The organism is Brevundimonas basaltis (assembly GCF_014202075.1).
In the GTDB taxonomy this organism is placed as follows: Bacteria; Pseudomonadota; Alphaproteobacteria; order Caulobacterales; family Caulobacteraceae; genus Brevundimonas; species Brevundimonas basaltis.
Map to the genome: position 1 here is coordinate 153,700 of NZ_JACHFZ010000001.1, position 13,075 is coordinate 166,774.

A 13,075-nucleotide genomic window follows, 5' to 3' on the forward strand; every position below is an offset into this window, starting at 1 on the left:
AATTCGGCGACGGCTGGCGAGGAATTCAGGGACGACGGGGACTGCTGCCCCCGGCCTATGCCGCCGCCGCCCGCGCCGGATCGTAGTTGAGGATCGGACCCAGCCAGCGTTCGGCCGTCGCCACGTCCCAGCCCTTGCGGCGGGCGTAGTCCTCGACCTGGTCGCGGTCGATCTTGCCGACGCCGAAATAGTGGCTCTCCGGATGGCCGAAATAGAGACCCGAGACCGAGGCCGGCGGGGTCATGGCGAATGACTCGGTCAGCTGCATTCCCGCGTTCTTTTCAGCCTGCAACAGCCTGAACAGCGTCGCCTTCTCGGTGTGATCAGGCTGCGCCGGATAGCCGGGCGCCGGCCGGATGCCTTGATACTGTTCGGCGATCAGATCCTCGACGGTCGTCGTCTCGTCGGGCGCATAGCCCCACAGCTCCGTCCGCACCTTCTTGTGCAGCGCCTCGGCGAAGGCCTCGGCCAGACGGTCGGCGAGCGCCGTGGCCAAGATGGCGGAATAATCGTCACCGGCGTCCTTGAGCCGCTTGGCGATCTCCAGTTCGCCATGGCCGGCGGTGACCGCGAATGCGCCGATATAGTCGCGGCCCTCTCCGGCGACGAAGTCCGACATGGCGAGGTTGGGCTTGCCGTTCGCCTTCTTGATCTGCTGGCGCAGGGTGTGGAAGCGGGCGATTTCGTCGGTGCGGCTCTCGTCGGCATAGACAGCGATGTCGTCGCCAACGGCGTTTGCCGGCCAGAAGCCGACCACGCCCCGCGCCGTGAACCAGCGCTCGTCGACGATCCGCTTCAGCATCGCCTGCGCGTCCCTGAACAGATCGCGCGCAGCCTCGCCGACGATGTCGTCCTCAAGGATCAGCGGATAGCGGCCGATCAACTCCCAGCTGGCGAAGAAGGGCGTCCAGTCGATGTGGTCGGCCAGATCGCCCAGGTCCCAGCTGTCGAAGGCGCGCACGCCGAGGAAGGACGGAACCGGGGGCAGGGGCGTTGCCGGGTCCGGCTGGAAGCGGTTCTGGCGCGCGGCTGTCAGCGCCGCCCGCGCCTTGACCTCCTGACCCCGGGCATACTGGTCGCGGATGCGGACGTATTCTTCGCGCGTGGCGGCCTCGTTCTTCGCCCGCTCGGTCTTCGACAGCAGGCCGGAGACGACGCCCACGGCCCGGCTGGCGTCGATCACATAGGTGGTCGAACCGGCGCGATAGCCAGGCTCGATCTTGACCGCCGTATGGGTGCGGCTGGTGGTCGCGCCGCCGATCAGCAGGGGAATATCAAAGCCCCGCCGCTCCATCTCGCGCGCGACGAAGGCCATCTCGTCCAGCGACGGCGTGATCAGGCCCGACAGGCCGACGATGTCGACCTTGTGCTCGATCGCTGCGTCGAGGATGCGGTCGGCCGGGACCATTACGCCCAGATCGACGACCTCATAGTTGTTACACTGCAGGACGACACCGACGATGTTCTTGCCGATGTCGTGGACATCACCTTTCACCGTGGCCATCAGGATCTTGCCGTTGGTGGTCCGGGGCTGGCCCTCCTTCTCGGCCTCCATGAACGGTTCCAGCCAGGCTACCGCCTGCTTCATCACCCGCGCCGACTTGACCACCTGCGGCAGGAACATCTTGCCCGAGCCGAACAGGTCGCCGACGACGTTCATCCCGTCCATCAACGGCCCTTCGATGACGTGCAGCGGCCGCTCCGAGGCCAGTCGCGCCTCTTCTGTGTCGGCCTCGATGAACTCGGTGATGCCGTGGACCAGCGCATGCTCGATCCGCTTGCCGACGGGGGCCTCGCGCCATTTCAGATCAACGACCCGCGCCGCACCCTTCTCGCCCTTGTAGTCGGGCGCCATGTCCACCAGCCGCTCGGTGTTCGACACATTGGTCCGTTGGGGCCGGTTCAGGATCACATCCTCGACCGCCTCGCGCAGTTTCGGGTCGATGTCGTCATAGACCGGCAGGTCGCCGGCGTTGACGATGCCCATGTCCATGCCCGCCTGGATGGCGTGGTACAGGAAGACGCTGTGGATCGCCCGGCGCACCGGTTCATTGCCGCGGAAGCTGAACGATACGTTCGACACCCCGCCCGAGACCCGGGCCCAGGGCAGGGTGGCCTTGATGACCCGCGTCGCCTCGATGAAATCGACGGCGTAGTTGTCGTGCTCCTCGATCCCCGTCGCCACCGCGAAGATATTGGGGTCGAAGATGATGTCCTCGGGCGGGAAGCCGACCTCGTCGACCAGGATTCGATAGGCGCGGGTGCAGATCTCGATCTTGCGGGCGGCCGTGTCGGCCTGACCGACCTCGTCGAAGGCCATGACCACGACGGCGGCCCCGTAGCGCAGGCATTTGACCGCCTGTTCGCGGAACTCGGCCTCGCCCGCCTTCATCGAGATCGAATTGACGATCGGCTTGCCCTGAACGCATTTCAGCCCAGCCTCGATCACCTCCCATTTCGAGCTGTCGATCATCACCGGCACGCGGGCGATGTCGGGCTCGGCCGCTATCAGGTTGAGGAAGGTCCGCATGGCGACGGCGCCGTCCAACAGGCCCTCGTCCATATTGATGTCGATGATGGCCGCGCCCGCCTCGACCTGCTGGCGCGCCACATCCAATGCGGCGCCATAGTCGCCCTCGACGATCAGCTTCCGGAATTTGGCCGAGCCGGTGACGTTGGTCCGTTCGCCGACGTTGATGAAGGTGGGACGCACTACGCTACCAATTCAAAGGGTTCGAGGCCGGACAGGCGCATCGCCACCGGCCGTTCCGGAATTTCGCGCGGCTTCAGCGGTGCGACTTCTTCCGCTACGTGCCGGATATGCTCCGGCGTCGTGCCGCAGCAGCCGCCGACGATGTTGACCAGACCTGACGCGGCCCATTCCTCGATGAAGTGGGCGGTCTCATGCGGCTGCTCGTCATACTGGCCCATGGCGTTGGGCAGGCCGGCGTTGGGATAGGCCGCGACTAGGGTGTCGGCGACCCGGCTCAGCTCGGCGATGAACGGCCGCATCAGGTCGGCCCCCAGGGCGCAGTTGAAGCCGACGGCGAACGGCTTGGCGTGGCGCACGCTGTTCCAGAAAGCCTCGGCGGTCTGGCCCGACAGGGTGCGGCCCGAACGGTCGGTGATGGTGCCCGAAATCCAGATCGGCAGGGCTTCCATGCCCTCGTCCTCAAGGTCCTTGATGGCCTTGATCGCCGCCTTGCAGTTCAGCGTGTCGGTGATGGTCTCGATCAGATAGAGATCGACGCCGCCCTCGTTCAGCGCCTTCACCTGATGGCGATAGGCGTCATAGACCTGATCGAAGGTCACCAGCCGCGCGCCCGGATCGTTCACGTCCGACGACATCGACAGCATCTTGTTCAGCGGCCCGATCGAGCCGGCGGCGAAGCGCGGCTTGTGCGGCTCCTTCGCGGTCCAGCGGTCGGCGGCGGCGCGCGCCAGTCTCGCGCCTTCCAGATTGATGTCCCACACGGCGTCAGCGTCGAGCTTGTAGTCGTCCTGGGCGATAACCGTGGCCGAGAAGGTGTTGGTCTCGGAGATATCCGCCCCGGCGGCAAAATACTGGTCGTGCAGGCCGGCGATGACGTCCGGCCGGGTCAGGCACAGGATGTCATTGTTGCCCTTCATCTGTTCCTTCTCGTCATAGCCGTTGGCATTGACGAAGCGGTTGCCGCGGAAATCCTCTTCCGACAGTTCGTTGCGCTGGATCATCACGCCCCAGGCGCCGTCCAGAACCAGGATGCGTTCGCGCGCGGCGGCGTGCAACGCGGCGATGCGTTCGCTGCGGGGGAGGGGGGACGCCATTACGCTACAGCCTTGTTCTCGCGCACGCCCAACACGCGGCAGATCGCATAGACCAGATCCGCGCGGTTCAGGGTGTAGAAATGGAAGTCTGCGAAGCCCTCTTCCTGCAGCCGGGCGCAGGTTTCGGCGGCCACCGAGGCGGCCAGCAACTTGCGGGTCTCGGGATCATCGTCCAGCCCATCGAAATGGGCCTTCAGCCATTCGGGAATACTGGCCCCGCAGGCGCCGCACATCCGCGTCAGCCCGGCGAAATTGGACACCGGCATGATCCCCGGGATCAGGGGAATGGTCACCCCCGCCGCCCGCACCCGGTCGCGGAAGCGCAGGAAGGCGTCGATGTCGAAGAAGAACTGGCTGACGGCCCGGGTCGCGCCGGCGTCGACCTTGGCCTTCAGCACCTCGATGTCGTGGACCATGGACGGACTCTCCGGATGCTGTTCCGGATAGACGCCCACGGTGATTTCGAAGCCGCCGACGCGGCTGATGGCCCGGGCCAGTTCGGTGGCGTTGGCGTAGCCGTCGGCCCGGGGGGTATAGGCCCCGCCGATGCCGGCCCCGCCCGGCGGATCGCCGCGCAGCGCCACAATGTGGTTCACGCCGATCGCCTTGTAGTCGCGAATGACCTCGTCGACCTCGTCGCGGCTGGCCTCGACGCAGGTAAGGTGGGCCGCCGGCTTCAACGTTGTCTCCGTCAGCATCCGCTGAACGGTGCGGTGCGTCCGCTCCCGCGTCGACCCGCCCGCGCCATAGGTGACCGAGACGAATGCGGGCTCCAGCGGCGCCAGTCGGGTGACGGCCTTCCACAGATTGGCTTCGGCCTCGTCTGACTTCGGCGGAAAGAATTCGAACGATACCCGGGGACGCGACGAGTCCTGACCGGCGCGCGCCACCGGACCGAGGGGCGACAGCAGCAGCGCCCGGGCTTCCGCGAGGCTGAGGGAAGGCGTCATGCGACTTGCGCCCGGGCGTTGGCGGCCCGCTCGGCGGTCCAGATGACCACGGTGAGACCGTCGGTGTCCGGAGGCAGGGCGATAGGCGCCGAAGGCGTCAGGCCGGCCCGGGTCAGCCAGCGCCGCATTTCGTCATCGGAGAAACCGAGTCGGCGGTGCTGATATTCGTCCCGCAGGTGCTCCAGCGTGTGCGGGGCGAAGTCGACGATCAGCAACCGCCCGCCCGGCATGACCAGGCGCGCCGCCTCGGCCACCGCCGCCGTGGGATCGGCCAGGTAGTGCAGCACCTGATGCACCAGCACCAGATCGGCGGTCTGCTCCGGCAGCCGGGTCGCAAAAATGTCGCCGTGACGCAGCTCGACCTTGTCGAGCCCGGCCCGGGACACGTTGGCGCGGGCGATGTTGAGCATGTTCTGGCTGAGGTCGAGGCCGAGCGACATTTTGGCCTTCTTGCCCAGCAGGGTCAGCATCCGGCCCGAGCCGGTCCCGAGATCGACGACCCGATCAAACGGTCCGTCGCCCGCCGCCTTCAGGATCGCGGCCTCCACCGCCGCCTCGCAGACATAGAGCGAGCGGATCCGGTCCCACTGCGGGGCGATGCGCTCGAAATAGGCTCCGGCGGCGACCTCGCGGTCCTGCCGAACCTCTTCCAGCCGCCGGTCGTCGGCCTCGCCGGCTCCGCTGTCGAGCACGTCCAGAACGGTATCGATCAGGCGGCGCGCCGGGGCGTCCGAGGTCAGGCGGTAGAACACCCGGGCCCCGTCGGGAAAGCGCTCGACCAGACCGGCGTCGGTCATCAGCTTCAGATGGCGCGAGACGCGCGGCTGGCTCTGGTCGAGGATGCGCGACAGTTCCATCACCGACAGCTCCTCGCCGGCGAGCAGCGACAACACCCTCAGCCGGGTCGGCTCGCCCGCCGCACGGAGGGCTTCGACGGTATGGTCGGCGGTCAGTGACATTCGATCATATAAAGATATCCTTATATGATTATGCAAGCGGAATCCGCTGGCCAGACGCGAGGTTCGGGCACAAGCTGCCGGGTCGAGACGTCACCGGGGATCCCAGCCATGACCCAATCCGCGAACAGCCTGGCGGCCGCCGTCGCCGTCCTCTGCCTGACCGCCCCCATGGCCCTGGCCCAGACGCCGCCGGGCGGTGGCCGGGGTGGCGGCATGGGGCCGCCCCCGGCCCTGGCCGACGTGCCCGCCTGGGCGGGCCGCGTCTTCGATCGTCTCGACGCCAACGCCGACGGCGCCGTCACCGGTGAAGAGCTGGCGGTGCTGAGCAGCGGTCCGGCCGCGGCCATGGGCGGCGGCCGCCTGCGCCGGATGATTTCCCAGTCCGATTCCAGCAACGACGGCCGCATCTCGCGCGAGGAGCTGATCTTCGGAGCCGAACGCATGTTCCGGCGCATGGACGTCAACGGCGACGGCGTCCTGTCCGGCGATGAGCTGCCCCAGCCGCCAACGCCGCCGCGCGCGCCGAGCGTGCCGATGCCCCAGGGCGAGCCCATGCCATTCCCGGACTTTGATTAGGGTCGAGGGTCGAGGGGCGAGGGGCGAGGGTCTAGGGTCTAGGGTCTCGGGCCTGTTTTCGAGGCCTGCCCCATACCTTGCCCCTCGCCCCTAGCCCCTAGACCCTGGACCCGAGCCTCTGTCTTCACCGGCGTCTTCAGCGGCTCGCCGGCGAAGGCCGCCGCGAGGTTCTGCATCAGCAACATCAGCATGCCCTGCACCGCCTCGGTCGTGGCTCCCCCGGTGTGCGGCGTCAGCACGGTGTTGGGCACGCCGGCCCAGCGCGCGGCGTCGGTCGGCTCGTCCTCGAACACGTCCAGCGCCGCCTGTCCCAGCCGGCCGTCTCTCAGCGCCGCGATCAGGGCGGTCTCGTCGACCAGTTGGCCCCGCGCCACATTGACCAGCAGGCCTTGCGGCCCCAGCGCCTCGATCACCTCGCGCGAGATCAGGCCGCGATTGTCGTCTTCGGCCCGGCAGGCCACCACCAGCACGTCGCTGTCCCGCGCCAGCGCCTCCAGCGTCTCCGCCCGCGGCCAAGGGGCCTCCTTGTCCCGCGGCCCCCACCAACCGACCTGCATACGAAAGGCCTCGCCGCGTCGCGCCACCGCTTCCCCGATGGCGCCCAGCCCGACCACGCCCAGTCTCTGGCCCTTCATCGAGGGGGTGATCAGCTTCGAGTCGGCGGTCCAGCCTCCGGCGCGCAGGGCCCGGTCGCCGGCCGCGATCTGACGCCGCGCGGCGAGGATCAGGCCGAGGGCGTGGTCGGCCACGTCCTCGTGATTGACTCCCGGCGCGTGCGTCACCGCCAGCCCCCGCGCCCGGCACCAGTCGACATCGATCCCGTCATAGCCCGAGGTGAAACAGGCGATCAGCCTCAGGTTCGGCAGGCTCTCGACCAGATGGGTGTCCAGCGGGAACTCACCGGCTACGACCAGCGCCTGGATGTCGTGCTCGGCCTCGCGCGGCGGCCCCTCCCAGAAGCGATAGACGTCGTACTGGCTCTCCAGAAAGGCGGTCAGCGGCGCCAGATGGCGTTGCATGATGAGCAGGGCGGGGCGCTGGGTCATGACGCGATTACATCAGCCCCGGCGCGGCCCGCCAAGGCCTCACCCCGCGGGTCGGGCGCCGGTGAACAGCAGTCGGTCGGCGCGGACCGCCTCGCCGATCATTGCCGTAACCGCGCGGATCCGGGCCAGCGACCGCAGGTCGGCGTGTACGACCAGCCACAGGCTGAGGTCCAGGTGCACCGCGTCCGGCAGCACCCGGCGCAGGCCGGGCTCGCGCGCGGCGATGAAGTCCGGCAGGACGCACAGCCCCGCTCCGGCCAGGCAGGCCTGAAGCTGGGCGATCAGGTTGGAGCTCTGCAGCCCCACATGGATGTCGACGTCGGGCGCCTGCATATAGTCGAGCTCGGGCGCATAGAGCAGGTCGCCGATGTAGCCGATGAAGCGGTGGCCGGTCATGTCGGCCCGGGTCTCGATCGGCGGATGGGCGTCCAGATAGGCGGGCGCGGCGTACAGGCTCAGGCCATAGTCGGTCAGTTTGCGCGCCGTCAGCCGGCCCTCGCGCGGCGCGCTGAGGGTCACGGCGATATCGGCCTCGCGCTTGGACAGGCTGAGGACGCCCGAGATGGCCACCAGCTGGATGTCGAGCTGGGGGTGCCTGTCGGCCAGCCGCGCCATCAGCGGGGCCAACACATAGCTGCCGAAGCCCTCGGGCGCGCCGATCCGCACCGTGCCGGTCAGGGCCTGATCGGCCTCGCCCAGCTCGCTGGCCGCCAGCAGGGTCAGGCTTTCGATCTTCTCGGCCGTCGGCATCAGCCGTTCGCCGTGGGGGGTCAGGGCATAGCCCTGCGGGCTGCGGTCGAACAGGCGCGCGCCCAGTCCCGCCTCCAGCGCTCCGATGCGTCGGCCGACGGTGGTGTGGTCCATGCCCGCCCGCGCCGCCGCCGCGGTCAGCCGCCCCGTACGCGCCACCGCCAGGAACGCGCGCAGGTCGTTCCAGTTGAAATCGGCCATCCCGGTTTCCTCTGCAATAGTGCACAACGATAGCGCATTATCTGGCATCGCCTATGGAAAAACGCTGTGTCATATCACCGGTATCGCAGCTGTTCGGATACGCAACCGCCATGCCCTTCGACTCCATCGCCGTCTCCCCCGCCCAGCCCCTGATCGCCCCGCTCAGCCCCGCCGCCCTGATCGACGCGGCCTCCGAACCCTGCGCGGACTGGACCGCGCTGAACCCGGACCGCGCCCTGGCGTTGCTGTTCGTGGCCCCGCGCGACTGCGCCGCCGTCGACGTCCTCGCTCGCCTGTGACCGGACCCGCCATGAGCCAGAAGCCCGCGTTCCCCGGCACCTTCGTCAGCCCGCCCGACCCCTCCGTCGTGGCCGAGACCCTGACGACCCTGATGCACAACGCCGCCGCGGCCGTGCAGACCGCCATGACGCAGGCCGCGACGCCGCAGAGCCTGCCCTACGACCCCATGACCCTGACCCGGGCCATGATCGACTTCAACACCGCCGTGATGATGCGTCCCGCGGCCCTGTTCGAAGCCCAGACCAAGGGTTGGAGCGACTGGACTGTCCTGTGGCGCGCCATGGGCCAGCGGGTCGTCGGCGGCGAGGCGGCCCCCGTCGCCGCCCCCGCCAAAGGCGACCGCCGCTTCTCGGACCCCGCCTGGACCGACGAGCCGGTCTATGACTGGCTGAAACAATCCTATCTGCTGGCCGCGCGTCAGCTGCAGGACTTCGTCGCCACAGCCCCCGTCGACGACGCCACCCGCGCCCAGGTCGACTTCGCCAGTCGCCAGATGATCAACGCCCTGGCCCCGACCAATTTCGCCCACACCAATCCGCAGGTCGCCCGCCGCACCATCGAGAGCGGCGGCCTCAGTCTGATGACCGGCCTGTCCAACTTGCTGGAGGACGTCGGCAAGGGGCAGGGGCTGGTCACCCGCCGCGCCCCCAACGACTTTGAGCTGGGCGTCAACATCGCCGCCACCCCCGGCGCCGTGGTGTTCAAAAACGATCTGTTCGAGCTGATCCAGTACGCCCCGACCACGGACGCGGTCTATCGCCGCCCGTTGCTGTTCGTGCCGCCGCTGGTCAACAAATACTACCTCTTCGACCTGACGCCCAAGGCCAGCTACCTGAAATGGCTGGTGGATCAGGGCCACACCGTCTTCGTCATCTCCTGGGCCAACCCGGACGAGAGCCACGCCGACACGGGCATGGACGCCTATGTGAAGGACGGCGTCGTCGCCGCCCTGGACGCGGTGAAAAAGGCGACCGGCGAGCCGGACGCGGACCTGGTCTCCTACTGCCTCGGCGGCACCCTGTCGGCCATGACCCTGGCGTATCTGACCCAGACGGGGCAGGGCGACCGCATCGCCTCGGCCACCCTGATCGCCACCCTGGTCGACTTCGGCGACATGGGCGAGTGGTCGGTGTTCACCGGGGAGGACGACCTCAAGGCCTTCGAGCGCTATCTGGATGACCGCGGCTATGTCGAGGCCCACGACCTGACCAAGCTGTTCGCCACGGTGCGCGCCAACGATCTGATCTGGTCGTCGGTGGTCAACCACTATCTGCTCGGCGACGAGGCCCGCGCCTCGGACCTGCTGTGGTGGTTCGACGACGGTTCGCGCATCCCGGCCCGGATGCTCAAGGAGTACGGCCGTCAGGTGCTCAAGGACAACCGGCTCAAGGACAAGGGCGGCGTCTCCATCGACGGCGTCGCGCTCGACCTCTCGGCCATCAAGACGCCGGTGATGATCGTGGCCCTCAAGGACGACCACGTCGCGGCGTGGAGGACCACCTACGCCGGCCGCGCCTTCTTCGGCGGCCCGACGCGCTTCCTGCTGGGCGGCTCCGGCCACAACGCCGGAATGATCAATCCGCCGGCCGCCAACAAGCACGGCTACTGGATCAATGACGCCGCCCCCGCCGATGCCGACCAGTGGCTGGCCGGCGCCGAGCAGAAGACAGGCTCGTGGTGGCCCGAATGGCAGGGCTGGCTCGACGCCGCGGCCGGCGACGACAAGGTCAAGCCCCGCAAGCCCGGCTCCGGCAAGCTCAAGGCCGGCGCTGCCGCCCCCGGCGATTACGTCCGGGTCAAGCACTAGGCTGAAAGAAAAAGGGCGGCGGTTTTCACCGCCGCCCTATTCGTATCTACCGCCCGAACTTCTGGAACTTGATCCGGTGCGGGATCAGGCTCTCGACGCCGAGGCGACGCTTCTTGTCCTCCTCGTACGCCTCGAAGTTGCCCTCGAACCATTCGACGTGGCTGTCGCCCTCGAAGGCGAGGATGTGGGTGGCCAGACGGTCGAGGAACCAGCGGTCGTGGGAGATGACCACGGCGCAGCCGGCGAAGCCTTCCAGCGCCTCCTCGAGGTTCTGCAGCGTCTCGATGTCGAGGTCGTTGGTCGGTTCGTCGAGCAGCAGCAGGTTGCCGCCGGTGGCCAGGGTTTTGGCCAGGTGCACGCGGTTGCGCTCACCGCCGGACAGCTGGCCGACCTTCTTCTGCTGGTCGCCGCCCTTGAAATTGAAACTGCCGACATAGGCGCGGGTGTTGATCTCGCGCTTGCCGACCATCATCACGTCGGTGCCGCCGGAAATCGCCTGCCAGATGGTTTCCTCCGGCTTCAGGTCGTCGCGGCTCTGGTCGACGTAGGCCAGCTTGACCGTCTCGCCGACCTTGATCGTGCCGGCGTCGGGCTGTTCCTGGCCGGTGATCAGGCGGAACAGGGTGGATTTACCCGCGCCGTTGGGGCCGATGACGCCGACGATGCCGTTGGGCGGCAGTTTGAAGCTCAGGTCCTTGAACAGCAGCTTGTCGCCATAGGCCATCTCCAGCCCGTCGGCCTCCAGCACGACGTTGCCGAGGCGCGGGCCGGGCGGGATCTGGATGACGGCGTGGGTCTGGGCCCCGCGCATGCTCTCCTGCTCGTCGACCATCCGCTCATAGGCGGCCAGACGGGCCTTCGACTTCGCCTGACGAGCCTTGGCCCCCGAGCGAACCCATTCCAGTTCGCGGGTCAGGGCGCGCTGGCGGGCTTCGGACTCCGACTGCTCCTGCACCACGCGCTTGGTCTTGGCCTCCAGCCAGCTGGAGTAGTTGCCCTCGTGCGGGTGGCCCTTGCCGCGGTCCAGCTCCAGCGTCCACTTGGTCACCAGATCGAGGAAGTAGCGGTCGTGGGTCACCAGGATGACGCAGCCGGGGAAATTCTCGAGGTGGTGCTGCAGCCAGGCCACCGACTCGGCGTCGAGGTGGTTGGTCGGTTCGTCGAGCAGCAGCATGTCTGGCTTGCTGAGCAGCAGGCGGGCGAGGGCCACGCGGCGCTTCTCACCGCCGGACAGGTTGGTCACCTCCCAGTCGTCGGGCGGGCAGCGCAGGGCGTCCATGGCCATTTCGATGCGGCTGTCGATGTCCCAGACGTCGCCGGCGTCGATCTTCTCCTGGAGGGCGGTCATCTCCTCCATCAGCTCGTCGGAATAGTTCTCGGCCATCTCCATGGCGATGGCGTTGAAGCGGGTGACCCACTGCTTCTCCTCGCACCAGGCCTCGACGTTCTCGCGCACGTTCAGGGCCGGATCGAGCTGCGGCTCCTGCTCCAGATAGCCGCGCTTGACGCCGTCGGCGGCCTTGGCCTCGCCGGTGAACTCCTGGTCCAGCCCGGCCATGATCTTCAGCAGGGTCGACTTGCCCGAGCCGTTGACGCCCACGACCCCGATCTTGGCGTCGTTGTAGAAGCTCAGCCAGATGTTCTCGAAGATCTTCTTGCCGCCGGGAAAGGTCTTGGTCAGACCCTGCATCTGGAAAATGTATTGCTGCGCCATGGGGTGCGTTCAGCCCTGTCGTCTGGAGGTGCGGGGAGGTTGGCGCGGGATGTAGCGACCGCGCGCCGTCAGGGCAAATCCATAGCGCCGGGGCAGGGCGGATTGATGGCGAAGCCGCGCCCGGCTACAGCGCGATTTTTCCCCCCGGTGCATCCACCAGGGTCCGCCGCCGCCTCTCCCCGGGGAAGCATGGAGGGCTCCATGTCCGTCAGCGTCACTCTCGAAGCCTCGACCGGCCGTCGGCTGGTCCTGACGCACTATGCGCCGGGCGAGGAATGCCGACCGCACCGGCACGACTGGGCCCAGGTCTCCCTGCTGCTGGCCGGAGGCTATGTCGAGGACAGCGACGAGGGCAGGGCGCGGGCCGATGGTCCGGGCCTGAGCGCCAAGCCGGCTCGCTTCGAGCATCAGAACCGTTTCGGCGACGGGGGCGCGCTGATCCTGTCTCTCAATCTCGAGTCGATCGCGCCGGAGCGGTATGCCGTGGCGCGTCCCGCCGCCGCCGGCCGCGACACGCTGAGGCGGATGTCGGCCGGTGAGACCGGCATGGCGGTCCTGGCCGGACACCTGCCCGGCGAGCCGTCGAGCTCGCTCGTCGCGCCCGGGCCGTGGCTCCAGCAGGCCCATGACCGGCTGCTGGCCGAGCCGGGGATGAGCGTCGCCGCCCTAGCGCGTTCCTGCGGCCTGCATCCGGTGCGCTTCGCCCGCCTGTTCCGCGAGGCCTTCGCCCAGTCGCCGACCGCGGCCCGCCAGAACCGCCGCGCCGCCCACGCTGTCGACCGGCTTGTCCGCAGTGGAGCGCCGCTGGCGGAGATCGCGGCGGCCGAGGGCTTCGCCGACCAGGCCCATCTCAGCCGCGCCATCGCCCGAGCGACCGGCTGGAACCCTGGCCGTCTTCGACGCCTGTTCATCGCGGCGTGAGCGAGCGTTCCATCCGTTCAAGACGGGCGGGTGGCGGCGTGGCA

General features: G+C 68.2%; 11 protein-coding genes. 4 read left to right on the forward strand and 7 right to left on the reverse strand.

From position 1 onward, the window contains the following. Positions 1-55: 55 nt before the first annotated feature. From metH to HNQ67_RS00875, 4 genes are read right to left on the reverse strand one after another with little or no spacing between them, the layout of a single operon-like run. On the reverse strand, positions 56-2,713 hold the full coding sequence (metH, locus tag HNQ67_RS00860) for a methionine synthase (RefSeq protein ID WP_425486320.1): 2,658 nt from the start codon (positions 2,711-2,713) through the stop codon (positions 56-58). Continuing rightward, positions 2,713-3,807 (reverse strand): homocysteine S-methyltransferase family protein, encoded by a 1,095-nt coding sequence (locus tag HNQ67_RS00865; RefSeq protein WP_183251461.1) that lies wholly within the window; start codon positions 3,805-3,807, stop codon positions 2,713-2,715. Before HNQ67_RS00865 ends, metH begins: the two co-directional genes overlap by 1 nt. After that, on the reverse strand, positions 3,807-4,757 hold the full coding sequence (gene metF, locus HNQ67_RS00870; protein WP_183251463.1) for a methylenetetrahydrofolate reductase [NAD(P)H]: 951 nt from the start codon (positions 4,755-4,757) through the stop codon (positions 3,807-3,809). Before metF ends, HNQ67_RS00865 begins: the two co-directional genes overlap by 1 nt. Beyond that, on the reverse strand, positions 4,754-5,716 hold the full coding sequence (locus HNQ67_RS00875; protein ID WP_183251465.1) for an ArsR/SmtB family transcription factor: 963 nt from the start codon (positions 5,714-5,716) through the stop codon (positions 4,754-4,756). Before HNQ67_RS00875 ends, metF begins: the two co-directional genes overlap by 4 nt. Before the next feature lie 108 nt (positions 5,717-5,824). Between HNQ67_RS00875 and HNQ67_RS00880 the strand changes: the two genes are divergently transcribed. Next, entirely contained in the window at positions 5,825-6,292 is a 468-nt protein-coding gene (locus tag HNQ67_RS00880) for an EF-hand domain-containing protein (protein WP_183251467.1), read from the forward strand. A 38-nt stretch (positions 6,293-6,330) separates the two neighbouring features. Here the strand turns inward: HNQ67_RS00880 and HNQ67_RS00885 are convergent, their stop codons facing one another. Both HNQ67_RS00885 and HNQ67_RS00890 read right to left on the reverse strand, forming a co-directional pair. Beyond that, positions 6,331-7,338 carry a 2-hydroxyacid dehydrogenase gene (locus HNQ67_RS00885; RefSeq protein WP_183251469.1) on the reverse strand — a complete coding sequence of 336 codons (1,008 nt, stop codon included), beginning with the start codon at positions 7,336-7,338 and terminating at the stop codon, positions 6,331-6,333. A gap of 39 nt (positions 7,339-7,377) precedes the next feature. Continuing rightward, positions 7,378-8,289 carry a LysR family transcriptional regulator gene (locus HNQ67_RS00890; protein ID WP_183251471.1) on the reverse strand — a complete coding sequence of 304 codons (912 nt, stop codon included), beginning with the start codon at positions 8,287-8,289 and terminating at the stop codon, positions 7,378-7,380. 110 nt (positions 8,290-8,399) lie between these two features. On the opposite strand from HNQ67_RS00890, the gene HNQ67_RS00895 reads away from it, so the two are divergent. Next, positions 8,400-8,588: a hypothetical protein gene (locus HNQ67_RS00895; RefSeq protein ID WP_183251473.1), complete on the forward strand. Its 189-nt coding sequence runs from the start codon at positions 8,400-8,402 to the stop codon at positions 8,586-8,588. A gap of 11 nt (positions 8,589-8,599) precedes the next feature. After that, complete coding sequence (phaC, locus tag HNQ67_RS00900) at positions 8,600-10,396, forward strand: class I poly(R)-hydroxyalkanoic acid synthase (protein WP_183251475.1); 1,797 nt, start codon at positions 8,600-8,602, stop codon at positions 10,394-10,396. Positions 10,397-10,442: 46 nt separating this feature from the next. Here phaC and ettA read toward each other — a convergent pair whose 3' ends face one another. Next, complete coding sequence (gene ettA / locus HNQ67_RS00905) at positions 10,443-12,110, reverse strand: energy-dependent translational throttle protein EttA (RefSeq protein WP_183251477.1); 1,668 nt, start codon at positions 12,108-12,110, stop codon at positions 10,443-10,445. A 201-nt stretch (positions 12,111-12,311) separates the two neighbouring features. Between ettA and HNQ67_RS00910 the strand changes: the two genes are divergently transcribed. Beyond that, positions 12,312-13,031 (forward strand): helix-turn-helix domain-containing protein, encoded by a 720-nt coding sequence (locus HNQ67_RS00910; protein WP_183251479.1) that lies wholly within the window; start codon positions 12,312-12,314, stop codon positions 13,029-13,031. The last annotated feature ends 44 nt before the right edge of the window (positions 13,032-13,075 follow it).